At 35.4% G+C, this 24,050-nt stretch carries 25 protein-coding genes; 7 read left to right on the top strand and 18 right to left on the bottom strand.

Going from position 1 to position 24,050, the window contains the following annotated elements; all coding sequences use genetic code 11:
• Nucleotides 1–22 precede the first annotated feature (22 nt).
• From MKS83_RS13200 to MKS83_RS13190, 3 genes are read left to right on the top strand one after another with little or no spacing between them, the layout of a single operon-like run.
• Nucleotides 23–1,351: a hypothetical protein gene (locus MKS83_RS13200; protein ID WP_240580072.1), complete on the top strand. Its 1,329-nt coding sequence runs from the start codon at nucleotides 23–25 to the stop codon at nucleotides 1,349–1,351.
• A gap of 12 nt (nucleotides 1,352–1,363) precedes the next feature.
• A complete protein-coding gene (locus MKS83_RS13195; RefSeq protein ID WP_240580071.1) occupies nucleotides 1,364–1,783 on the top strand; it encodes a Dabb family protein in 420 nt (139 codons plus the stop codon).
• Between the two features lie 21 nt (nucleotides 1,784–1,804).
• Nucleotides 1,805–2,284, top strand: a complete 480-nt coding sequence (locus MKS83_RS13190; RefSeq protein WP_240580070.1) for a hypothetical protein — start codon at nucleotides 1,805–1,807, stop codon at nucleotides 2,282–2,284.
• A gap of 85 nt (nucleotides 2,285–2,369) precedes the next feature.
• Here MKS83_RS13190 and MKS83_RS13185 read toward each other — a convergent pair whose 3' ends face one another.
• The 14 genes from MKS83_RS13185 to MKS83_RS13120 all read right to left on the bottom strand — a co-directional run bounded on the left by MKS83_RS13185 (nucleotide 2,370) and on the right by MKS83_RS13120 (nucleotide 16,874).
• A complete protein-coding gene (locus MKS83_RS13185; RefSeq protein ID WP_240580069.1) occupies nucleotides 2,370–3,482 on the bottom strand; it encodes a TlpA family protein disulfide reductase in 1,113 nt (370 codons plus the stop codon).
• A gap of 67 nt (nucleotides 3,483–3,549) precedes the next feature.
• Nucleotides 3,550–4,605 (bottom strand): serine hydrolase domain-containing protein, encoded by a 1,056-nt coding sequence (locus MKS83_RS13180; RefSeq protein WP_317224436.1) that lies wholly within the window; start codon nucleotides 4,603–4,605, stop codon nucleotides 3,550–3,552.
• 88 nt (nucleotides 4,606–4,693) lie between these two features.
• Complete coding sequence (locus MKS83_RS13175) at nucleotides 4,694–5,263, bottom strand: helix-turn-helix domain-containing protein (protein ID WP_240580068.1); 570 nt, start codon at nucleotides 5,261–5,263, stop codon at nucleotides 4,694–4,696.
• 22 nt (nucleotides 5,264–5,285) lie between these two features.
• Nucleotides 5,286–6,527 carry a beta-ketoacyl-ACP synthase II gene (fabF, locus tag MKS83_RS13170; protein WP_240580067.1) on the bottom strand — a complete coding sequence of 414 codons (1,242 nt, stop codon included), beginning with the start codon at nucleotides 6,525–6,527 and terminating at the stop codon, nucleotides 5,286–5,288.
• On the bottom strand, nucleotides 6,528–6,953 hold the full coding sequence (locus tag MKS83_RS13165) for a PaaI family thioesterase (protein WP_240580066.1): 426 nt from the start codon (nucleotides 6,951–6,953) through the stop codon (nucleotides 6,528–6,530).
• A gap of 3 nt (nucleotides 6,954–6,956) precedes the next feature.
• Nucleotides 6,957–8,225, bottom strand: coding sequence for an acetyl-CoA C-acetyltransferase (locus tag MKS83_RS13160; RefSeq protein ID WP_240580065.1), 1,269 nt, complete (start codon nucleotides 8,223–8,225; stop codon nucleotides 6,957–6,959).
• Between the two features lie 10 nt (nucleotides 8,226–8,235).
• A complete protein-coding gene (locus tag MKS83_RS13155; RefSeq protein WP_240580064.1) occupies nucleotides 8,236–8,841 on the bottom strand; it encodes a TetR/AcrR family transcriptional regulator in 606 nt (201 codons plus the stop codon).
• Between the two features lie 316 nt (nucleotides 8,842–9,157).
• Nucleotides 9,158–9,577, bottom strand: a complete 420-nt coding sequence (locus MKS83_RS13150) for an OsmC family protein (protein ID WP_072953912.1) — start codon at nucleotides 9,575–9,577, stop codon at nucleotides 9,158–9,160.
• 90 nt (nucleotides 9,578–9,667) lie between these two features.
• Nucleotides 9,668–10,534 (bottom strand): helix-turn-helix domain-containing protein, encoded by an 867-nt coding sequence (locus MKS83_RS13145; protein WP_240580063.1) that lies wholly within the window; start codon nucleotides 10,532–10,534, stop codon nucleotides 9,668–9,670.
• 147 nt (nucleotides 10,535–10,681) lie between these two features.
• Nucleotides 10,682–13,366 carry a TonB-dependent receptor domain-containing protein gene (locus tag MKS83_RS13140; protein WP_240580062.1) on the bottom strand — a complete coding sequence of 895 codons (2,685 nt, stop codon included), beginning with the start codon at nucleotides 13,364–13,366 and terminating at the stop codon, nucleotides 10,682–10,684.
• Between the two features lie 219 nt (nucleotides 13,367–13,585).
• The gene (locus MKS83_RS13135; protein ID WP_240580061.1) at nucleotides 13,586–13,732 is read right to left on the bottom strand and encodes a hypothetical protein; all 147 of its coding nucleotides are present in this window, start codon (nucleotides 13,730–13,732) and stop codon (nucleotides 13,586–13,588) included.
• A gap of 90 nt (nucleotides 13,733–13,822) precedes the next feature.
• Nucleotides 13,823–14,443 (bottom strand): hypothetical protein, encoded by a 621-nt coding sequence (locus MKS83_RS13130; protein WP_240580060.1) that lies wholly within the window; start codon nucleotides 14,441–14,443, stop codon nucleotides 13,823–13,825.
• A 90-nt stretch (nucleotides 14,444–14,533) separates the two neighbouring features.
• Entirely contained in the window at nucleotides 14,534–15,220 is a 687-nt protein-coding gene (locus MKS83_RS13125; RefSeq protein ID WP_039363658.1) for a response regulator transcription factor, read from the bottom strand.
• Nucleotides 15,221–15,326: 106 nt separating this feature from the next.
• Nucleotides 15,327–16,874, bottom strand: a complete 1,548-nt coding sequence (locus tag MKS83_RS13120) for a sensor histidine kinase (RefSeq protein ID WP_100377350.1) — start codon at nucleotides 16,872–16,874, stop codon at nucleotides 15,327–15,329.
• Nucleotides 16,875–17,080: 206 nt separating this feature from the next.
• Between MKS83_RS13120 and MKS83_RS13115 the strand changes: the two genes are divergently transcribed.
• Nucleotides 17,081–17,566 (top strand): SRPBCC domain-containing protein, encoded by a 486-nt coding sequence (locus MKS83_RS13115; protein WP_240580059.1) that lies wholly within the window; start codon nucleotides 17,081–17,083, stop codon nucleotides 17,564–17,566.
• A gap of 55 nt (nucleotides 17,567–17,621) precedes the next feature.
• On the opposite strand, the gene MKS83_RS13110 is transcribed toward MKS83_RS13115, so the two are convergent.
• The 4 genes from MKS83_RS13110 to MKS83_RS13095 all read right to left on the bottom strand — a co-directional run bounded on the left by MKS83_RS13110 (nucleotide 17,622) and on the right by MKS83_RS13095 (nucleotide 21,634).
• Nucleotides 17,622–17,966 carry a hypothetical protein gene (locus tag MKS83_RS13110; protein ID WP_100377348.1) on the bottom strand — a complete coding sequence of 115 codons (345 nt, stop codon included), beginning with the start codon at nucleotides 17,964–17,966 and terminating at the stop codon, nucleotides 17,622–17,624.
• Between the two features lie 216 nt (nucleotides 17,967–18,182).
• Nucleotides 18,183–20,228, bottom strand: coding sequence for a S9 family peptidase (locus tag MKS83_RS13105; protein ID WP_240580058.1), 2,046 nt, complete (start codon nucleotides 20,226–20,228; stop codon nucleotides 18,183–18,185).
• An 88-nt stretch (nucleotides 20,229–20,316) separates the two neighbouring features.
• A complete protein-coding gene (locus MKS83_RS13100) occupies nucleotides 20,317–21,057 on the bottom strand; it encodes a uroporphyrinogen-III synthase (protein WP_100377346.1) in 741 nt (246 codons plus the stop codon).
• 10 nt (nucleotides 21,058–21,067) lie between these two features.
• The gene (locus MKS83_RS13095; RefSeq protein ID WP_240583192.1) at nucleotides 21,068–21,634 is read right to left on the bottom strand and encodes a DUF4271 domain-containing protein; all 567 of its coding nucleotides are present in this window, start codon (nucleotides 21,632–21,634) and stop codon (nucleotides 21,068–21,070) included.
• A 178-nt stretch (nucleotides 21,635–21,812) separates the two neighbouring features.
• Between MKS83_RS13095 and MKS83_RS13090 the strand changes: the two genes are divergently transcribed.
• From MKS83_RS13090 to tgt, 3 genes are read left to right on the top strand one after another with little or no spacing between them, the layout of a single operon-like run.
• Nucleotides 21,813–22,529, top strand: a complete 717-nt coding sequence (locus MKS83_RS13090; protein ID WP_240580057.1) for a polyprenol monophosphomannose synthase — start codon at nucleotides 21,813–21,815, stop codon at nucleotides 22,527–22,529.
• On the top strand, nucleotides 22,526–22,903 hold the full coding sequence (locus MKS83_RS13085; protein WP_240580056.1) for a DUF4296 domain-containing protein: 378 nt from the start codon (nucleotides 22,526–22,528) through the stop codon (nucleotides 22,901–22,903). The genes MKS83_RS13090 and MKS83_RS13085 overlap by 4 nt, the downstream gene beginning before the upstream one ends.
• 6 nt (nucleotides 22,904–22,909) lie before the next feature.
• Nucleotides 22,910–24,043 (top strand): tRNA guanosine(34) transglycosylase Tgt, encoded by a 1,134-nt coding sequence (gene tgt, locus MKS83_RS13080; protein ID WP_100377342.1) that lies wholly within the window; start codon nucleotides 22,910–22,912, stop codon nucleotides 24,041–24,043.
• Nucleotides 24,044–24,050: the final 7 nt, after the last annotated feature.

Raw genomic sequence — 24,050 nt, 5'->3', positions numbered from 1 at the left:
GGATTAAGAAAAAGAATATATTATGAATAAAAAATCTGTTAAGGTCGGGCTCATTTTAATTTCTATGATGAGTGTTTACTCTAAAGTTGAAGCACAGAAAAAGAACGATTTTAATAATCCGGGACTTACGCATTATCTGAATGAAGAACATACAAGATATGTTTCTTTCAGCGGATATGCAGAGCTTTGGGCAAGATATACGCAGCTCAATCCAGGAAGTCTCATCAATAATCAGGCAGAATCGGAAGCTTCGGATCTGTCGTTGAGAAGAGTAAGAGTAAAGATGACGTATAAACCTACAGAAAAACTGATGTTTGTTTTGCAGGGCGGTACAACCAATGTGAATGTGAATGCAAAAGCAAGTAATTATTTTGATTTGCTAGATGCTTACGCAGAGTATTCATTCAGCGATAAAATCGCTTTTGGGGCAGGACGTTCTACTTGGAGAGGATTGTCAAGATTTACAACGGGTCCTTTAAATACATTATTGTATGATTTGCCGGCCTATGCGACTTCTAATGCGGGTGCTACAGATTATACGGTAAGAGAACTGGGAGCTTATGTTAAAGGCCAATTAGGAAAATTTGATTACCGTTTGGTGGTTGCAGATCCTTATACTATGGCCACTTCAGATCCGAAATACAATGTAGCTACTTTCAGTAAAAATGCTCCAAACAAAGATTTCTCAGGATACTTCAGATATGCCTTTTTAGATACGGAAAATATTTCGACCCCTTTTAATTCCGGAACGTATGGAGGAAAGAAAAATGTACTGAGTCTGGGTGCAGGTTTCGATTATATTCATAATGCAATGTGGCATCAGGATATTAATAAAAATACCATTAATGATGATATGAAAAACTTTGCGGTAGATTTATTTTATGATGCTCCTCTGAATAAAGAAAAAGGAACTTCTATAAGTGCCTACGGTATGGCAATGCATAATGATTACGGACCTAATTTTGTGCGTTACGTAGGGACAAATAATCCCGCAACTTCTGTAGATGCTACACAGGCAAGTCTGAACGGTGCCGGAAATGCAATGCCTGTAATCGGAACAGGAAATACATATTATGTTCAGTTGGGCGGAACGTTGCCGTACTTAAATAAAAACAAAAAAAATCTTCAGCTGCAACCTGCGGTAAGTATGCAGTTGTCTGATCTGAAAGGGCTTCATGATAATGCGATTATTTATGATGCAGGAATTTCTTTATTAATGAACGGAATGTCTTCCCGACTGACTTTTGATGCTCAAAACAGACCTGTTTATACGGCAGATCCTTCTAATAATGCTGTGGTTTCTGACAGAAAATGGCAGTTTGTTTTGAAATACAGAATAGATTTTAACTAAAAAAATAATACAATGGAAAGAAGAAAATTTTTATTCCGGTCAGTTCAGGCTTCTGCGCTGTTGCTGATTTCAGGAAATATGTTTGCGTCTGCTTTACCTATGTTTAACCCTATAAAAAAGAAAAAAGTGTACTTCCATTATTTGTTGTTCTGGCTTAGGAAAGATCTGTCCGAAGCTGAGGTAAAAGAATTTGAAAACTTTTTTGAAGGCTTGAAAAAACTGCCTTATCAAAAAAATCTACGGTACGGAAAACCTGCCAATTCGAGCCCAAGATCAGTTCTTGATAATACCTTCACTTACAATGCTTCTATGGAATTTGACAGTCTGGAAGAGCTGGAAGCGTACGGTCAGCTTCCTGAGCATTTAGCTTTGGTTCAGAAATACAAACCGTTTTTTGAGAAAATGATGGTGCATGATACAGTTTACAATTAAAAATAAAGAATTAAATTTATAATGAAAAATTTCGTTAAAGGCATTTGCCTTGTTTTAGCATTAAGCAGTGTTGGATTTATGAACGGTCAAGAAAAAGATCATAAAAAAGTAAGCGTAAAAGCAGAAGAAACCTCAGAGTTTATTTCTGCAGTAAGGTTAATCAATAAACCGGATGGTTCATGTGCCTTTGAAAAAGGAAGGATTCCTACCCTGAAGCACATGAATACGACGACTTTCTGGATGAGCAATAAAACTGAAGAATGGGAAAAAAACGCGCATCCAGCTCCAAGAAGGCAATATGTGATTACCATAAAAGGAAATATCAGATTTAAAGTGACAGACGGATCTACATTTTTGATCAAGCCGGGAACGGTTCTTCTTGCTGAAGACCTTAAAGGAAAAGGACACAGTTGGGATATGGTAAAAAGCAAAGAATGGGAGAGATTATACATCCCGATTGCTGAAGATGCTGATGATTTCTTTATTGCAGATAAAGATTAGCATTAGATCATAATGCTTTAATGTTTTATATACTTCGTACAATGGAGAAAGCAGTCAATCTTTGACTGCTTTTTTAGATTGAAAGCTATTGTAAATATTCTTTAATGATACTTCTGGCTTCTTCAATATTGTTTCTGATCCTCGCAATTATTTTTCCGTTTTCGTCGATGATTAAATGGAGAGGATAGCCTGTTGCATTTAATTTCTTTTGGAAATCTTTATTCACATCAAAGAAATTGGTCCAGTCGGCATTGTTCTTCTTTAAAATAGATATAGCCAGTTCCATTCTTTTGGTGGTGTTTTCGTCCGTAATGGTAATGAAGTTTACGTTTTTATCTTTATAATCATTGTATAAATTGACGATTTCTGGCATTCCTTTTATGCATGGAGCACAGGTGGTAGACCAATAATCGATAAAAGTTAATTTATGTTTCTTGAAATCTTCAGAAGTCAGTTTATTCTGTTTATCAAAATAAATATCAGGAATCTTTTGTCCGATAGAAGTGGATTGCTCTGCCTTCAAATGAGATTCGACGCCCTTGTATAATTTGTTTTGTTTGAATTTTGCTGAAAATAAATTCATGTTTTTCAAATAATCGGGGTGATAATTATACTGAGTATAATCATTTACAATTTCCCATAACGCAACATACGAATTTGGATTTTTCTTGATGTATTGTGCAAGAAATTCCTGCTTTTTGTCCAGACTTATTAAACTGTCTTGTTGATAGGGATTGTTAGATTTTACATAAAATTTTTCCAATGCTTTCTGCAAAACCTTATATTCATTATTGGTAGGAGTGTTTATAGTTAAGTCTAAGAAATTAATATCTTGTGGCAAATCAATTTTATATTTTCCTTTTTCAAGAAAAAATATTTTTGTTCCCAAAGCAGATTTATTCTTTTTATCCAGATAAACAAAAGCTACCGGTTGAGGATATTCTATAAAGCCATTGATAAGGTTTTCTTTCTGAACTTTTATAAAATACAGGGAATGATCCGATCCAAATTTTGAAATAATTTTATTTGGTTTTATATCGAATGTGTACAGATCTCCAAATCCTTTTCTCGTCATCGGAGCTCCCAGAATAAGACTGTCATTAATATAGGAATCAGAAGTAAGATCAATCTCAAAATTGTTTTGAGAATAAATGAAATTGGAAATAAAAATTAATAAAACATAGTGGAGTTTCTTCATAAAGATATTTTGTAGTGTATGCGCATGCTAACTTACAAAAAACTCGTGGTAATAATGGATTTCTGTTTTACTTTGTTTCTATATCTACGATCTTCTGTCCTCTTTCTCCCAAGTAATGAACGACCAATTTTTCATACGTTTTATAACCTTCATCAGCATTTGTAAAAATTATAATTCCCTGTTTAGATTTTGGTAAAATGAAGGCAATACATTGACTTCCTAAATCTGAGCCTCCGTGAGATAGTGCAAACTCATCATTTCCGAGGTCGTAGATCTCAAAACCAAGTCCGAAATATTTATTTTCTTTTGTTTTTACTTGCTTTTTTGTCATTTCAGAATAAATATCTTTATTCAGATTTTCTCCTTTAAGAATACTAATTAGAAAATTTCCATAATCTTCTATTGTTGTGTGCAGATCGTCCGCTGCATTTGCTTTTTTATTTTTTACGGTCTCATATGGTTTTCCAGTTTTGTCATAGCCGATTGCGAATCTTGATTCATCGGTTTTATCATCCCAGATGTAATTAGTATCATTCATTCCTAAAGGTTGAAACAGGAGTTCTTTAGCTAATTCTTCAATGTTTTTTTTGAATTTACTTTCTATAGCTTTTCTTAGATATTCCATTCCTTCACCCGAATATTGATATTTTGTTCCGGGTTCAAAATCGAAAGTTAATTTTTTGTTTTCCTTCATCCATCGCCAGTTTGGAAATCCTGTCTGATGGCTCAGGATGATTCTGGTAGTTAGTTTTTTGCTGCGGGGATCAGTCGCTATGTCGGGATCTGTCCAATATTTATAGACAGGCTCATCAAGATTCCATTTTCCTGCACTGATCAATTTCAAAGCAACCATTGCAGTAATAGGTTTGGTAAGTGAGGCCACATTGAAAATTGTATTATAAGGAGCGGAAATTCCATCTTTGATCTCGCCAAAAACCTGTATCTGTTTTAGCTTTCCGTTTTCAATGATTCCGAGTCCAAGAGTTCGGATATGATTTTCCTTTAACCAATTTTCAATGGTACTATCGTCATTGAAAACAGGATCGGTAGTCTTTGTCTGTGCATTGCTTTTAATAGAAAAAAGAAAGAAGATGAAAATCAAAAAATGAATAGTCTTTGTCATTGTTTTTATTTTTTCAGCAAAGATTCGATTTCTTGTTTTTAAGACAAAAAAATTAACCCGACAAAAACCCGACAATTACTTTTTTGGATTATATCATGTTGAAATTCAGTTTGTAATGTAGCTTTTGCTTTCTGTCGATTTCAATTGTATTTCTAATGACAATAAATAAATTTGATAGAACAATGAATGCCATTATTCCTAAAGTATAGTTTCCCCTAAGTCTCAGAAAGACCCATAACATGAAAACAATAGGTGCGGCAATTGTCCAGAGAATCTGAATGGAGATGATCTGTTTCGCCACAATATTTTTCTGCTTCAGTTTAAACATCAGAAGAATGGGCATCAAAATATTCAATGGAGGAAATACTATAAAAGGAATCGATGAGAGATTGATGATTTTGAGTAATGAATAATTGATTGTTGTTTCCTCCTTATTCTCCTGAACTGAAGTCTTCTCTTTTTCAGTTTCCGTGCTTTGGATATTTTGAAGAATATCTTCCGAAATTCCCAAGGTTTTCGATAATGTTCGAAGTGTATATCCTTTAGGAATTGTTCCGGCTTCTATCCTTTGTATTGTTCTTACAGAAATACCGGAGCTTTCTGCCAACTCTTCCTGAGTCAGGTTCTGAAGCTCCCGTATTTCTTTTAGTTTTGACATGAAATTATTCTTGAGAATAAAATTAAGAAAACTTCTTAAAGATCAGCGTAGCATTATGTCCTCCAAATCCAAAAGCATTGCTTAGTGCATAATTAATATTCTTCTCTTTAGCTTCCCCAAAAACAATATTGATATCTTTCGGAATATTTTCATCGATCTTATGAAGATTAATCGTTGGCGGAATAATTCCGTTTTCAATGGCTTTAATCGAAAGAATAGCTTCCGCCGCTCCGGCTGCACCCAATAAATGTCCCGTCATTGATTTTGTGGCACTAATATCAAGGTTTTTGCTTCCTTTAAATAGTTTATTGATACCGTTCAATTCTACCAGATCTCCCATTGGAGTGGAAGTTGCGTGAGGATTAATATAATCAATATCTTCTGTGTTGATTCCTGCTTCCTGTAAAGCCAGTTGCATCGCTTTTATCGCTCCAATTCCATCCGGATGAGGTGCTGTCATATGATAGGCGTCTGCAGTCATTGCTGCTCCTACCAGTTCTGCATAGATTTTTGCGCCTCTTGCTTTGGCGTGTTCATACTCTTCCAAAATCAATGCTCCTGCACCTTCTCCCATTACGAAACCATCTCTGTCTGCATCGTAAGGACGGCTCGCGGTTGCGAAATCATCATTTCTTGTAGACATTGCTTTCATAATAGAGAAACCTCCGACTGATGCAGGAGTAATAGCCGCCTCAGAACCGCCGCTCACGATTACCTTTGCCTTCCCCAGTCTGATGTAGTTGAAAGCATCCATTAATGCCGTATTTCCTGTAGCACAGGCCGAAATTGTGGTGTAATTGATTCCCTGAAGTCCGAATTTCATGGAAATCATTCCCGAAGCCATATTCGCAATGAATTTAGGAACGAAAAACGGATTGAATCTCGGTGTTCCGTCTCCGGCTGCGAAATTCATCACTTCACTTTCGAAAGTCCACATTCCGCCTTGTCCTGTTCCCCAGATCACACCTGTGTCGAACGGATCCATATTTTCTAGTTCAAGTCCTGAATCTTTTAGTGCTTCCGCTGTTGAATACATAGCGTATTGTGAAAAAAGATCGCTTCTTTTGATTTCGTGGTGTGTTAAATGATCTTTCGGATCAAAATTTTTAACTTCACAAGCAAAGTGTACTTTAAATTTTTCTGTATCGAAATGGGTGATTTTGTTGGCCCCGCTTACTCCGTTGATACTGTTTTGCCAGAATTCTTCGACATTATTTCCTAAAGGCGTCACTGCGCCAAGACCTGTAATGACAACTCTTTTCATTTAATTACTGATTTTGAATAAATTAGAGGTTCCTCTTGCAATTAAGCGCGTTTTGTCTGCGTTCCATATTTCGCACTGCGCGTTTACAAATTGCTTCCCTCTTTTGATGACTTTAGTTTCAGCTACAATATTATCATTTTCTTTTGCTGTTGAAAAATAATCGATGCTGTTATTTATGGTTACAATAAAATTTTTTTCATTTAAAGAAAACATGGTGGCGCCTATTACATCATCAAAAATTGCGGCAGTAACTCCACCGTGAAGATTTCCCATTGGATTTAGCCATTCCGGTCTTACCGTATACTGAAATTCCAGTTGCCCTTCTTCGGCAGAAATCACGATGGGATTAAGCCACCTCATAAATGGAGAAGGGGACGCTGTAAATTCTTTTCCGATGAATTGTTTTAATTGTGCTATTCTGTCCATATTTTATTTTTCTAAGATCATTGTTACTCCCTGCCCACGAGCGGCACAGATCGAAATAAAACCTTTTCCGCTGCCTTTTTCATGGAGTAATTTTGCCAATGTTCCGATGATTCTTCCTCCTGTTGCCGCAAAAGGGTGTGCTACAGCCAAGCTTCCGCCTTTTACGTTTAATTTATTTCTATCGATTTTACCTAATGCTTTTTCCAATCCGAATTTTTTAGCCAGATCATCATTTTCCCAGATTTTTAAGGTGGCCAGAACCTGTGCTGCAAACGCTTCATGAATTTCGTAATAATCAAAATCTTCCAGGTTCATTCCTGCTTTTTTCAGCATTCTGTCGGCTGCAAAAACAGGCGCAAGAAGTAAGTTTTGTTTATTCTCAACATATTCAATTCCGGCAACTTCCGAAAAGGTGATATAAGCTAAAATTGGTAAATTATTCTCCTTTGCCCATTCTTCACTGGCGAGCAAAACGGCAGAAGCTCCGTCGGTAAAAGGCGTTGAATTTCCGGCTGTCAACGTTCCGTTTTGTTTGTCAAAAGCTGGTTTTAATGAAGCTAATTTTTCCAAACTGGTGTCACGGCGAAGGTTGTTGTCCGTATTTAAACCAAAAGCAGGTGTAATCATATCATTGAAAAAGCCTTCGTCATAGGCTTTTGCCATATTTTGATGACTTTTAAATGCCAATTCATCCTGATCTTCGCGGGAAATTTCATAATATTTTGCGGTAATTTCTGTATGACCGCCCATGACCAAACCGGTTTTCGGTTCCTGACCTTTGTAAGGAATAGGCATCCAGTCTTTTAGTTTCGGACTTAATAATTGCTTGATTTTTCCGAAGGCAGACTTTTCTTTATTGGCTTTTAATAAAGCTTTTCTCAATCTTGGAGAAGATTCAAAAGGAATGTTGCTCATGGCTTCAACTCCACACGCAATTCCACTTTCAATCTGGCCTAAAGCAATCTTATTTCCGATATAGACTGCCGCTTCAATTCCTGTATCACAGGCTTGTTGAAGATCGCATGCAGGAGTTGCTGGGTCAAGAGAAGTTTCCATAACGGATTCTCTGATGAGGTTGCTTTCAGATATATGTTTAATCACTGCACCTCCGGCAACTTCGCCCAAGAGTTTCCCTTTAAGGTTATAACGATTGATAAGGCCATTCAAAGCTGAAACCAGCAAGTCCTGATTTCCTTTGTCTGCATATGCTGTATTGATTCTTGCAAACGGAATTCTGTTATATCCTACAATTGCCACTTTTTTTGTTTCCATATTGTGAAGTTTATGATGGAAGTTTGTTTAGTTCGTTGTCTATAATATTGAGTACCTTGTCTAAAGCCTGATTTAAAAATTTCTGGTTCCCGGTAGTTTTTGATAATAAGATTCCACCTTCAATCAGCATGATAAACAAGGAAGCATATTCTTCTGCGTCAGCTTTTTCATTCAACTCTCCATTTTTCTGACCTTGGGCAATAACCTGTGAAATTTTAGAAATCCATTCTCCAAATGATTGGGTAACTTGTTTTTTTAAATTTGGGAAGGTATCATCAGCTTCAGTGGCTGCATTCATCAGGGGACAACCCCCATTTAAGAATACCGAACGCCAATTTTTCCTGTAAAATGCTACAAAAGCATGCAGTTTGTCTATTGTCGTCGGAAATTCTTCTCCGAAAGAACGGGACATATTTTTCTTCAGCACATTTGCATTGTATTTATAAACTTCCAATGCTACTTCATCCTTGTTTTCGAAATTACCATAAATGCTTCCTTTTGTTAATCCCGTTGCCTGCGTGATATCCGAAAGAGACGTAGAAGTATAGCCTTTGGTGTTAAACAAAGATGCTGTTTTCTCAATAATGAATTGTTTGGTCTTTTCTGCTTTTGACATTTTCAACTGATTATGATGCAAATATACAAAAATATACCGATGGGTATATTTTATTTTAAAATTATAAGTTGTGTGCTTAATCTATCAATTAAAATATTAAGATTTTATTTAAGGAAATTAATATTAATCTTTAATTTTAAGCTGAAGCCGTATAATTGTTTTAAAAGAGAAAACGGGCTGAAGCCCGTCCCTATTGATGATATTTTATCAATTTAGTTTGTCATTTTGTAGGAATCAAAGCAAAAGTTTTTATAATTATATTTCTAATAATTGTGCCGAGATTCTTGCAGAATGACAAACTGTGTGATTTAAATTCTTAGTTAGCCAAAGTAGCTTCCAAAGTAATTTCAAAGTTGAAAGCCGCACTTACAGGGCAACCTTCCTCTGCAATTTTAGCATATTTCTGGAATTCTTCTTCAGAAATTCCCGGAACTTTTGCTGTTAAGGTCAATTCAGATTTTGTAATTTTTCCGATATTCGGGTCTAAGGTGATGACAGATTTTGTTGTCAACTCTTCAGGAGTGTAACCTGCCTGAGAAAGTTCTGCGCTCAATTTCATGGTAAAGCAACCTGCATGTGCTGCTGCCAATAATTCTTCCGGATTTGTTCCCACTCCATCCGCAAAACGGCTGTTGAAAGAATATTGAGTTTGGTTTAATGTTGTACTTTGGGTAGTGATATGTCCGTTTCCTTCTTTGATGGTACCGTTCCAAACGGCTGTTGCGTTACGTCTCATAATAATTGTTTTTTGTTGTTTTAAATATTGTTATTTTTTGATGTTACAAAGGTATGGTAGATATTCTTGCAGATAAATACACAAATCGACTTAAATATTGTACTTTTTTCCCGAAGTGTAATTTTTTTTGAAATTTGTCGGCGTACTTCCGATTTTATTGGTGAAAAGACGATTAAAATAAGCCGGATCTTCATAACCTAAATCATAGGCAATCTCTTTTACAGGTTTATCTGTATAAAATAAAAGTCTTTTGGCTTCCAGTAGAATCCTGTTAATGATAAACTGGTTTGGAGATTCAAGGTTTAAACTTTTGAATTTGTGAGTTAATGTTTTCGGTGCAATGTGCAGTAAATCTGCATAATCAGCTACATTGTGCTTTTTCCTGAAATGAATTTCCAGATGTCGGCTGAAATCACGGAACACATCCAATTCGTTGCTCGGAATTTTTATTTCGTCGTTATCAAGATTTTGCTTTTTCCATTTTCTGGTGGCACGGATGATAATTTGCTTAACGTAAGTCCGGATCATTTCTTCTGCAGAAGAATCTTTCCATTCCAGTTCGTCTTTGATGTTTTGAAATAGATTTTGAATGGTGAAATTTTCATTTTCATCCAACTCAACAAAAGGGATTTCAAAGACATTGTGAAAAAGAATTCCGTCGCAGGCTACCTCCTTGTCATGAATCTGGATACAGTAAAAATCGCGGTTGTAATATAAAAGATGAGATTCTTCTATGCCATTTTCAACGGTCAAATGTTGGTTAGTCAAAAAAAATAAGACAGGATTCTCTGTTGTATAATGTTTAAAATCTACTGTCAGTTCATAACCGGATGGAACATAGAAAACTTTAATTTCAGATTTATAGTTGGAGTCTTTAAACGTTTGCAGATTATGTTCGGAAAAAGTTTCGAAACCCAGCTTCTTGTAGTTGTCTTCAAAGATAAGTGTCTGTGACATAGATTTTCTTTAAGATAAAGGTACAAAAAAGCATGGCTTCTTAATGATTAAATTATTGAAACCATGCTTGTTTATTTTCCCGCAGATTTCACAAATCTCACAGGAAATCCGTGCAATCTGTGAAAATCTGAGGGAAATTAATCTTAATTAAAATGTTACGTCAAGTCCGACGTAAAAATTTGCCTTCATAATCGGAGCATACACCATTCCGCCGTCAAAATAATTTCCGAAAGGATTTTTAAAATCAACGATTGCGTTCTTCTGATAATATGAAGTTAAGTTTTCACCACCTACATAAGCTCTGATTTTTTTATTGAAATTTCTTGAGAACTGCGCATTTAAAATCGCATAAGACTCAGAATAGGTTGGTAGCTGGAATTCTTCAGGATTTGAAGAGGTATTCGGAAGTCTTTGTTTTCCGACTAAATTTAAAGTCGTATCAAAACTCCAGAATCCGCCGTTATTATTTTTATTGGTTGAATACGCCAGATTCACAAAACCTCTGTGTTTCGCCATGAATGGAACTTCACGTCTTCCGTCTAAATAATCTGCCTGTACATCATAATATTTATAGGCCAATCTTACCTCAAAATTCTTAAAAGGCGTAAAATCCCATTGCGTTTGGAAAGAATTGGCAAAAGATTTTCCGTCAAGATTATAGAAAGTCAATTGCTGAGGTGAACGGTCTAAATCTACCATCACCTGATCCTGGAAATCGGTTCTGAAAAAATCGGCCACGATCGTAGATTTTCTTCCGAAAAGTTTAAATTCCTGTTGTAAACTTGCTCCGTAGTTCCATGCGATTTCCGGTTTTAAACCATAAATATTTCCACCATTTTGTAAAATCTGAATATTTCTATTCGACGCAAAATACTGCTGGCTTTCCGCAAAAACATTCGCTGTCCTGAAGCCTCTTCCAGCAGAAAGTCTCAAAATAGTTTGTGGCGTGAAATCATATTTAAAATTTAATCTCGGTGTAAACTGAGTTCCTGCCAAATTGTGAAAATCGACTCTTGCTCCTGCCACCAAAGTATATTTTAAACCTGTCAAAGTATATTCTGCGAAAGCTCCGGGAACGATTTCGTTTCTTTTAAAATTGTCCGTTAAATACGTTTCATCGTAGCCATCATACATAAAACTCGCTCCGGCTTTGTATTTGTGATTGGTATTTCCTAAAATACTTTCAAAAATTAAATTTGAATAATAGGTTTGCTGTTTTCCTGAATAATTTCTTAATCCAAAAAAGCTATCTTGTTGATGATAAGTATATTGATTCATCCAGCCTAAACTCTGATAAGGCTTTCCTTTGAAAACATATCCTGTTTTATTCCAAACCTGAAATCTTGAAATATCGATTCCAACACCATAAAGCGATTGCTTGTCCTGTGGAATTTTTTTATCAAACCCTATTTGTCCGGAAGTTCTTTCGTCTTTAATGAAATTAATTCCAAAATGCGAACCTAAACCTGATTTTTCTAAATCATTATAATTCAATAAATAAGCTGTATTTAATTGAGTTCCTTTTGGTCTGTCCAGAAATCCATCGTTATTCATGTCCGTGTCTCCGAAAGTTCCGTTTCCATGAAGTAAGAATGTCTGCGACCATTTATCGTTGATAGGCGAAACATTAGTAATATTGGCTTCAGCTCTTCCGTTAAAATCGGCAAAAAGATTTAATGAAGTCTCGGGTTTTTCTGCATTTTTCAACAGTTCTGTATTGATTTGTCCTGTAATGCTTTCGTAGCCGTTGGTTACTGTACTTCCGCCTTTGGTAAGCTGAATGCTTTCGATCCATCTTCCGGGAATGAAATTCAATCCGTAAGCAGAAGCTAACCCTCTGATTTCGGGTAATAATTCTTTTGTTAGGCTCGTGTATTTTTGATCTAAACCTAACATTTTCAATTGTTTTGTTCCGGTCACGGCGTTGCTGAAAGAAACATCAACGGTCGCATTGGTTTCAAAGCTTTCGGATAAATTACAGCAAGCGGCTTTTAATAATTCTTTTTTATCAATATTAAAAACCAATCCTGCTTCTTTTTTATTTAAAGAGGTTGCTGCTTTTGTTCCGGTTACGATAACTCCTTCGATCTGTTTTTCATGATTGTCATGGTTTTCATTTGTGGTACTATGATCGTTGTGTCCGGAGTGTTCAGAATTATCTTCTTCAGCATGAACTTTTGGATTAGCTTCTCCAAAAGGAATGTTTCTGTCATAAAGGCAACACGCAGGCAGATTTTTGTAAGTATTGTCGTTGGATTTATACTTTTCATTATCGTGGCCAACTTCTGCAATTTTCTTTAAAATTGTATCTGAGGAAGTTTTTTCCGAATTAAAATTCAAAATAACAGTTTGTGTTTCTGCATTCCATTCGGCAGATTCTGCTCCTGCGTCTTTCGCTGCTTTTTCAATTCTGGCTTTGCATGATTCGCAGTTTCCTTTTACATAGAATTCATTCTCTTTTTTTGAATGATGATCGTGATTTTCAACCGGTTTTGCTTGTAGATCTCTTTCGTAATGACAACATCCCGGAAGTGCTTCGTAGGTAGCATCGGTTGATTTGAATTTTTCATTATCGTGACCAGCTTCAGCGACTTTTTTTAAGATATCATCCGTTGAAACCGAATGGTCGGTTTCTAAAGTTAATGTTTGCAGATCAATAGAATAGATGGCTGTTTTTGCACCTGCTTTTTTGGCTGTGTTCTCAATTCTTTCTTTACACATATCGCAGTTTCCTTTAACTTTAAACTGGTTTTTAGAAAGATGCTGAGCAAATATAAATTGTGTAGATAGTAAGAATACACCAAGAATAACCCTGGAAATATATAATTTCATTTTGTTTAAAATTTAGATTAATTAAAAAACGGTTCATTAAAGTTATAATGAACTTCTGCTGATTGAATTAAGCTATTTTCGGCGGTTGCCAAATCTCTTTTAAACGGTCTGAAATATACGGATCAGAATATTCGAACTGTAAATTTTTATTGGATTTGTAATATGAATATTCTAGCTGTAAGCTCTTTGAAAAAGGAGTCTCTATATAAGTGTAACAAGCTAAACAAGTTGAGCAGCAATCGTCATTACAGGAAGATTTTTGCTCTTTTTTGTTGTGGTCATGTCGAGAATGTTGTTGATGATCATTTTTGCAGCAATCCATTCCTGATTCAGATTTGCAACAGTTTTCCTGTGAAATTTGAGCATAGAAATTATCTTTAGGAATTATAAAAATTCCCAAACAGAAAATAATTGCTATAATCTGACCCCATTTCACAACAGCAAATTTACAAAAAATTAAAGAGGATCACCTACTTTTTTAGCACAGTCATGCCAAGGTTCTCCGTGAGGAGGGTTTAATTCCGGTTTTGGCCCTGTTGGTGCAGGAGTTGGAGTCGGAGCAGGTGTATTTTGAGCAATTGTCTGAACGGATTGTTGGGCAACTGCAGGTTTACTATTCAAAGGTTGTCCTACCGGGATGTCACATCTGTGCCCCGGCTCTCCGTGCGGAGGATTCATTCCCGGAGCGATCTTCCCCGGTTTATTAGTGTTGTTGACTTGTTTTAATGAATTAGGATCAATCTGAATAGTTTGACCTTGGTTGGCATTTACGGTAATATTTTGAGCTCCCGGCTGTGCATTTTGAGTTGGTGCAGCGTTTAAAGGCTGGCCTACAGGAATATCACAACGGTGTCCCGGCTGTCCGTGAGGAGGATTCATTCCCGAGGCAGTAACCATTTGGCTGGGTTGAGCGGTTTGAATTCCGGCTTGTGCCATTAGAGATGCTTTTGGGGTGTTATTTACAGTAGAAACTGGCTGGCTGCCATTTTCGTCTTTTATATAAGTAGGTCTTTCATCTTTTTTGCAAGAGATGATTAAAAATCCTGTCACTGTAAGTCCTAAAAGTAAATTTCTCATATCAAATTCAGTCGTTTAAAACAAAATTAGCAAAACATTTTGAAATGTCTTGCTAATTTGAAGGGTATATTGTTTTGGGTTAAAAAACTTCTAGTTTTTTACCAGTAGTCTAAATCCTTCCCCATGTACGTTGATAATTTCCAATCCTTCGTCATCTTTTAAAAGTTTACGAAGTTTTGCAATATAAACATCCATACTTCTTGCCGTGAAGTAATTTTCTTTTTTCCAGATTTTTCTTAAGGCAAGATCTCTTGGCATGAAATCATTTCTGTGCAGACAAAGAAGTTTCAGAAGCTCGTTCTCTTTTGGAGATAGTTTATATTCATTATCTCCAACTCTTAGCTGTCTCAGCATAGAATCAAAGAAAATATTGCTGATCTTAAACTGTTCCTGCTCTTCATTTTCTAGCGTAGAGCTTCTTTGAAGGATGGCTTTGATTTTATATAAAAGAAGTTCGGTATCGAATGGTTTTGTAATATAATCATCCGCTCCCAATTGGTAACCTTTTAAAATATCTTCTCTCATATTTCTTGCAGTCAGGAAAATGATCGGGGTATTTTTATCTATCTTTTTAACGTCTTCCGCCAATGAAAAACCGTCTTTTTTAGGCATCATCACGTCGAAGATACAGATGTCGAATTCATTTTCTGTAAACTCTTTCAAGCCTTGTTCACCATCTGTGGCAAGAGTAACTTCGAAATTATTTATTGTCAAATAATCCTTCAACACTGCCCCGAAACTCTGATCGTCCTCTACTAATAATATTCTGTTGCTCATAGTTTTAAAATAATTAATAATTAATAATTAATATTTAAGAATGCACAGGTCACTCTTCTCTTCTTATAATTTGTTATTTGGTTTATATTTATTTGATCTTTCCATTTTAGCTCATCGGAAGTTTAATGGTAAATGTACTTCCACTTCCTTTGTGAGAATCTACAATGATTTGTCCCTTATGAAGCTCTACAATTTTCTTTACATAAGAAAGTCCCAAACCTTGCCCTTTCACATTATGAATATTTCCGGTCTCTTCTCTGAAGAACTTTTCGAAAATCTTCGTTTTATTCTGGGTTTCCATTCCCATTCCTTTATCTGAAACTTCAATTACATAGAAATGTCCCTCGTTTCTTGTTTTAATTGTAATTTCCGGCGTCTCCGGTGAGTATTTATTGGCATTATCCAAAAGATTCACCAGCATATTGGAAATGTGGAATTCATCTATTTTAAACGTGTAGTTTGTAGCATTGAATTCCTGATTAAGGGTTCCGTTTCTTTGCTGAACGATCAGGTTGAAAGATTCTGTTGTCTTTTTAATCAGCTCTCTTACATTGGTTTCCTTTAAGAATAATTTGACTTCATTCCGTTCAAGCTTCGACATATTCAAGACGTTCTCCACCTGTTTTTTCATCCTCAGGTTCTCCTGCTTGATTAATTCTGAATAGTATTTTACCTTATCGGGATTGGTCGCAATTTTATCATTAGCTAATGAATCCGTTGCCACCGAAATCGTTGCCAGTGGAGTCTTAAACTCATGAGACATATTATTGATAAAGTCCGTCTTCACTTCTGCCAGTTTTTTTTGCCTCATCATATAATTGATGGAAATAATATAAATTCCTAAAATCGTCAGCAGTGAAAGAAAGGTTCCTAAAAGCATCGGCCAGTTGTTCATGGCTAAAGAGTATTCCTTTTTCGGGAAAACTAAAGTTAAGCCATAGATGGTTCTATCCTTTTTATCGGTGAAAAGAGGGTAGTTATAGAAATTATTGTCTTTTTTCTCTTTATATATTTTGTTGGCGATACTCGTCAGTTTATTGTTTTTGTCTACGATTCCGTACCCAAAACTAGCAGTGATCCCTCTTATTTTAAGCTCTTTGGTAATCACAGAGTCAAGAACTTTCTGATCTACTCTTTTTGTAATCGGAAGATTATTTCCATAGACTTTTACATATTCTTTCATAGAATAATCACCCGTTTCAATATCCTGATTGATATCCGCGGTAAGAGGCTCCCGGTTGGTGGTGTCTCTTTTCAGCTTGTATGCCGCTTCATCAGTATATAAAGTGGTAAGTTTAATGGAGTCGCCTTTGGGAGAAATGGGTAGTTGTGTTTTTTCAATAATATTTTTAGAGTAGATGATCTGTCGTTGTGTTCCGGAATCTTCTACTTGTTGTATTGTTGTTAAAGAAGGTTGATCGCTGTTGGCTAAAATATTTTTTCTGAAATTTTTAAAATCTTCATTCAGATATTTTTCAACTTCAATTTCGCCAATAGTTTTTGAGGTACTTTCCAGAGCAGAATAGACTTTATTGGTAAATTCTTGTTCTAAGGCTCCATAATAACCTTTCAGCCAATAAAATTGGAGTGTGACAAAAACGATCAGTGAAATCGTCATAAACACTGAAATTATTGGGATGAATTTGTTATTCATTATTTAATTTTAATAGTTTTTTATACTTGTGAATGTTAAAATTAATCATTTTAAGATTTGATAAACAAAATACGAGCCAAAAAATTGTATAATTTTTCTTAAAAGAGTGTTTTTTAACATTTATTTATAAATATTTAATCATTTTTATAGAATTGGTTTCCGGTTGATCATAAAAAAACTAGCTTTGTTTAAACCAAAATATTATTATGAAATCTATGATCACTTTTAACGAAGATTTTGATTCAAACTCTGTTTATGTCATGAAAATTTACAACGCAGAGGTGTCAAAAGTATGGGATTATTTTACCAAATCCGAGCTCTTGGATCAATGGTGGGCTCCCAAGCCTTGGAAATGTGAAACTAAAAATCAGGACTTTAAAGAAGGGGGAACGTGGCTGTACTCAATGGTGGGTCCGGAAGGAGAAAGACATTATTCCTTATTGAAGTACGGGGAAATTAGAGAATACAGGAGTTTTGACGGTATGGATGCTTTCTGTGATGAAAACGGAACAATTAATGAAGATTTTCCCCAGGCAAAATGGCTGCTTGGTTTTACCGGAGTAGAGGAGGGCACGAAAGTAACCGTTAATATTCACTTTGCCTCGCAGGACGCTTTAAAGCAACTGCTAGAAATGGGCTTTGAAGAAGGTTTTAAAACAGGACTGAACCAATTGGAGGAAATTCTCGACTAATTTCAAAGTCGGAATTAAATTTAAATAAAAAAGCTTGGAAGACTCCAAGCTTTATTTATATCAATTCTTCATCCTGGAAATATTGGATGATTGCTTTTTTCATCAGGATCTGCTGTTCATTTGGTTTCAGTTCCGGAAGCTCTTCCAGCTTTTCAAAGTGCGGATATCCGTCATCGTCATAATGTGAAAATTTATAATATCCAAAAGGTTCTAATAATCTGCAAACTGCAATATGGATTAAATTTACTTTATCGTCTTTAGTGTATTTTTGCTGGCCGCTTCCCAATTCCTGGAGTCCGATTAAAAACAAATAGGTTTCAATCGGAGCATTTTTTTCAGTGTCAAAATTTTCAATGAAAAATTGTTCTATCTTTTGCCAATATTCTGCTTCGTTAATCATAATTTATACATCAATTCTCCTAATTGTTATTTTTATTAATGTTATCCTCTTCAGATTCTACGTCCTGTTTTCTTGCAAGATCAAGAAGTTGTTTGAATTTTTCATTCTTCCTATTCTGCAAATCTTCTTGTTTGTCAATTCTATTGATCTTGTTTTTTTGAAAAAGATAATAGATAATTATAATACATAAGAAAATAATGAGGAGAATCATAATTTTTAATAATTATTTTCTAGTTTTAATAAGAAGGCATATTCCAACGCGTCTTCTTTTAATGATTCAAATCTTCCGCTTGCTCCTCCGTGTCCTGCGCTCATGTCTGTTTTGAAAATCAAAATGTTATGATCCGTTTTCAATTCTCTCAATTTAGCGGTCCATTTTGCGGGCTCCCAATATTGAACCTGAGAATCGTGTAGTCCGGTTGTTATGAGCATATTCGGATAATCTTTCGCTTCTACATTATCGTAAGGAGAGTAAGATTTCATGTAATGATAATATTCTTCATCATTAGGATTTCCCCACTCGTCGTATTCCCCGGTTGTCAAAGGAATGGTTTCATCCAACATGGTTGAAACGACATCTACAAAAGGAACCTGTGCTACAATTCCGTTGAATAAATTAGGTTCATAATTTACAACTGCTCCGACAAGCAAGCCTCCTGCGCTTCCGCCCATTGCGTATAAATGCTTTGATGAGGTGTAATTTTCTTTAATTAAAAATTTCCCTGCATCAATAAAATCGAAGAACGTGTTTTTCTTAAAAAGCATTTTTCCGTCTTCATACCACTCTCTTCCTAAGTATTCACCACCTCTGATATGGGCAATTGCATAGATAAACCCTCTGTCCAGAATAGATAATCTTACATTCGAAAAACTTGCATCAACCGTGTGACCATAACTTCCATAACCGTACAAAAGTAGGGGAGTGTCAGCAGATTTTTTAGTGTCTTTATGATAAACCAAAGAAATCGGAACTTTCGCTTCTCCATCTCTTGACTCTGCCCAGATTCTTTCAGAAATGTAATTTTCAGCGAAGAATTTTCCGCCTAATACTTCCTGCTGTTTCAGAAGTTTGGTGGTCTTCTCTTTCATGTTATACTCGTACGTGGAACCCGGTTGTGTGAGTGAGGTATAACCGTAACGTAAAACTTCTGTATCAAATTCTAAATTGATTCCTATATAGGCAGTATAAGTAGGATCGGAGAAAGGCAAATAATGAGACTCCTGAGTTTTTTCATCAATAATCTTTATTTGCAGTAAACCTTCTTCCCGTTCTTCAAGAACAAGATAGTTTTTAAAGATTTCAAAACCTTCCAGCAAAACTTTCTCACGGTGAGGAATAACATCCACCCAGTTTTCCATTCCGCAATTGTCAATTTTTGTTTTTACAATTTTGAAATTGGTGGCATCGTCTGCATTGGTGATGATATAAAACTCATCTTCGTAATGCTCGACAGAATATTCCAGATCATCAATTCTTGGTTGAATGATAGTCCAGTCTGCAAAAACATTGTCAGAAGGAATAAATCTATGCTCGTCGGAAATCGTACTCGAACTTGCGATAAAAATGTATTCTAAAGATTTCGTTTTAAAAACATTTACATCAAACGTATCATCTTTTTCATGGAAAATTAAAACATCTTCTGAAGTATCAGTTCCTAGCTTGTGTCTGTATACCTGAAACGCACGTAAGCTGTCATCCTTTCTGATGTAAAAAATATGCTCGTTATCATTCGCCCAAACTGCTTTTCCTGTTGTATTTGGGATTTTGTCAGCAAGAATTTCTCCTGTTCGTAAATCTTTAAAGTTGATAGAGTAGATTCTTCGGCTTACATTATCCGTGGAGAAAGAGGCAAGTTTATTATTTGGGGAAACCGCAACGCTTCCTACTTCGAAATAGCTTTCACCTTCTGCTAAAATATTAACATCAAGAATGATTTCTTCTTCGTTCTCTAAACTTTTATACTTTCTGCAAAAAATGGGATATTCTTTTCCTTCTTCATAACGAACGATATACCAGTACTCATTAAAAAAATAAGGCAGGGATTCGTCGTCTTTTTTGTAACGGGCTTTCATCTCTTCAAAAAGATCTTCCTGCAGTTTTTCCGTATCCTTCATGATGAAATCTGCGTAAGCATTTTCTTCTTCCAGATATTGTATTACCGCGGGATTTTCTCTTTCATTAAGCCAGAAATAGTTGTCTATTCTTTTGTCGCCGTGTATTTCTAATATTTTTTCTATTTTTTTTGCCTGTGGAGCTTCCATTCAATATTAATTCTTGTTCAAATGTAATTAAAAAAAAACCATCTTTCCTTGTATGAAAAGACGGCTGATTTATTTTTGATATTAAAAACTATTTGTGAAGTGTTTTAATATATTTTTCCAATGCCATAGTCATGGAAGGAGTTTCTTTTGTAGGAGCCATTAAATCTACTCTCAATCCAGCCTCTTCTGCAGCAGCTAAAGTTGTATTTCCGAATACGCCGATTTTTGTTTCATCCTGTTTGAAATCCGGGAAATTCTGCTGTAAAGATTTAATTCCTTGCGGGCTGAAGAAAATCAACATTTCGTAATCTTTAATGTTGATATCTGTAAGATCACTGCATACTGTTCTGTACATGATGGCTCTTGTCCAGTCAATATTCGCCGCATCCAGTGTTTTTACAATATCCGGACTTAGTACATCTGAAGATGGCAAAAGGTATTTCTCTGTCGGGAATTTTTTGAAAAGAGGAGCAAGATCTGAGAAATTCTTCTCTCCGAAACTGATCTTTCTTTTTCTATAGACAATATGCTTTTGAAGATAATTGGCAATCGCTTCAGACTGACAAATATATCTCATCGTATCTGGGACCGAAAAACGAAGTTCCTCGGCAAGTCTGAAGTAGTGGTCTATCGCATTTTTACTGGTAAAGATAATACCAGTATATTGCGTTAGATCTATCTTTTGTGTTCTTAATTCTTTGTTGTCAACTCCTTCGACGTGGATGAAAGGTCGGAAATCTATTTTTATTTTTTCCTTCTTCGCTATATCCAAGTATGGAGAAGATTCACTAGGCGCAGGTTGTGAAACCAATATAGACTTTATTCTCATCATTGACTGTTTATAAAAATAATACCTTCCAAAGCAATAATATTGGTGCGATTTGGAGGGTGCAAATATACAAAAATTTATAATACCATTTTTCCGGCAAAACGTTGTTTCTGTGAAATAAATAGAAAAAAACCTTGAAAATAAAGACAAAACAAAAGAAGTATAAATAATACAAAAAAGATTTATTTCTGTCTATCGGGAAATAATAGTGGGTAACACAGAGAATTATTAATAAAAATGATAAAACAAAGTAGAATTTTGTGGCAGTAAAATAAAAAACTGACCATTTTTTTCCATCACCTATACTTTGGTAAAATAAAAAGCCTAAAACAGATTTAATAGCATAAAAAAGTATGATGGCAATAAAAGTAAATCCGAATTTATTAAGCTGATATCCTAAAATCCGGAGATCAGCAACAAATTTAGGAACAACTGGAATATATTGAGATGCTAAAACCGACAAAGTGAGTGCGGTTACGCATGAAGTAATGACCCAGCTGGGTAAATTGTTACTGGCATCAAAATATTTCTGAAGCAGAAAATCCTTTAAATTGGCGTCCCTTTCTATGATATTCATCATAAAAATAAATAAAAAGATGCAGCCCAGCAATATAAAAATTACCCAATCGTTGTTCTCAGGTATTCTTACATGGTTTATAAAATTTTGTGATAATAACAACGGAATGTTTTTTGCAAAATTATAGATTATTTTGTATAAAATAAAAAGGTTAAATAAACTATCTTTGCAAACTGAAATGAAAAAACTGGTCATAATTCCAACTTATAACGAAAAGGAAAATATTCAAAATATTATTTCCGCGGTTTTTGCATTGGATGATGACTTTCATATTTTGGTTGTGGATGATTCGTCTCCCGACGGAACGGCGGAAATTGTAAAGAATTTACAGAAGGAATTTCCACACTATTTGCACCTCTCAGTCAGAAAGGTGAAAGATGGTTTGGGAAAAGCATACATTCATGGGTTTAAATGGGCGATTGAGAATAATTATGACTATATTTTCGAAATGGATGCTGATTTCTCCCACAACCCAAACGATTTGCCAAAACTTTTCGAAGCTTGCTTAAATGCAGATATGGCCATCGGTTCCCGGTATTCGAAAGGAGTAAATGTGGTCAATTGGCCAATGGGAAGAGTCTTGCTTTCTTATTTTGCCTCAAAATATGTAAGATTTGTTTTGGGACTTCCCATTCATGATACAACAGCAGGTTTTGTTTGTTTTTCAAGAAAAGTATTGGAAGAAATAGGTGTGGATAATGTAAGATTGAAAGGATATGGGTTTCAGATTGAAATGAAATTCAGAACCTTCAAAAAAGGATTCAAAATTGTAGAAGTTCCTATTATTTTTACCAACCGAATTTTAGGCGAAAGTAAAATGAATGGAGGAATTATTCATGAAGCGGTTTTTGGTGTTTTAAACTTAAAATGGAAATCAATTATCGGCAGATTATGAAAAAAATAGTCTTCGTTTTTATTTTGATGTGCCTGTTTTCATGTCAGGATTATATTGATAAGCCTAAGAATCTGATTCCTAAAGATCAGATGGCGGAGATTATTGCAGATCTGGCGATTAATGACCAGGCAACTTATATGTATCCGAATACCAACTTGGAAGCGGGAACGAGATATGTCCTGAAATCACATCATGTAAAATCAGAAGATTTTGTTGAAAGCTTTAAGTATTATGTTGTAAAGCAAAAGATGCAGGGAATAACTGAAGATGCTCAGGGAATTTTATTAAAAAAAGATCCGAAAGCAGATCAATACATAAAAGATAAATTGAAGAAAAACGGAAATCCTCAGAATGTTCCGACTTTATCAAGATAGTTTAAGATGCAAAAGTTTTTTAATATAGAAAAAACCTCGGAAGGGAAGGCAAGAGCGGGAGAAATTACCACAGATCACGGTACAATTCAAACTCCTATTTTCATGCCTGTTGGAACAGTTGCTAGTGTAAAAACAGTTCACCAAAGAGAATTAAAGGAAGATATAAAAGCCCAAATTATTTTGGGAAACACATACCATTTATACCTGCGCCCTGGAATGGAAACCATGCAGGAAGCGGGAGGTTTACATAAATTCATGAACTGGGATCTTCCCATTCTTACTGATTCAGGTGGGTTTCAGGTGTTTTCCTTAGCGAGCAGCAGAAAAATGACTGAGGAAGGAGCAAGATTCAAATCCCATATCGACGGAAGTTATCATATGTTCTCGCCTGAAAAATCTATGGAAATCCAAAGACAGATAGGAGCTGATATTTTCATGGCTTTTGATGAATGTGTTGCGTATCCTTGCGAATACAACCAGGCAAAAACCTCTATGGAGCTTACGCACCGTTGGCTGAAAAGATGCATTGAATGGACGGAAAATAATCCTGAATTGTACGGGCACAAACAAAGACTTTTTCCAATTGTCCAAGGTTCTACCTATTCAGATTTAAGAAAAATCTCTGCTGAAGTTATTGCTGAAGCAGGCGCAGAAGGAAATGCAATTGGCGGACTTTCTGTAGGAGAACCTGAAGAGGAAATGTACAGAATTACCGATGAGGTTACCGATATTTTACCTAAAGAAAAGCCAAGATATTTAATGGGAGTAGGAACTCCGTGGAATATTTTGGAATCTATAGGCTTGGGAATTGATATGATGGATTGCGTAATGCCTACCCGAAATGCAAGAAATGCCATGCTTTTCACTTGGAAAGGGGTAATGAATATGAAAAATGAAAAGTGGAAAAAAGACTTTTCACCTTTAGACGAGTTCGGAACCAGCTTCGTAGACAGAGAATATTCAAAATCATATGTGAGACATTTATTTGTTTCTAAAGAATATTTAGGTAAACAGATTGCCTCAATTCATAACTTAGCATTTTATTTGGATCTGGTAAAAGTCGCCAGAGAACACATTATTGCCGGAGATTTCTATGAGTGGAAAAAATCTGTAGTTCCGGTTCTTAGACAAAGACTATAAGAGAGAT

This window comes from Chryseobacterium sp. Y16C, assembly GCF_022488405.1.
Lineage (GTDB): Bacteria > Bacteroidota > Bacteroidia > Flavobacteriales > Weeksellaceae > Chryseobacterium > Chryseobacterium geocarposphaerae.
This window is presented reverse-complemented; position numbering and strand designations above follow the sequence as displayed.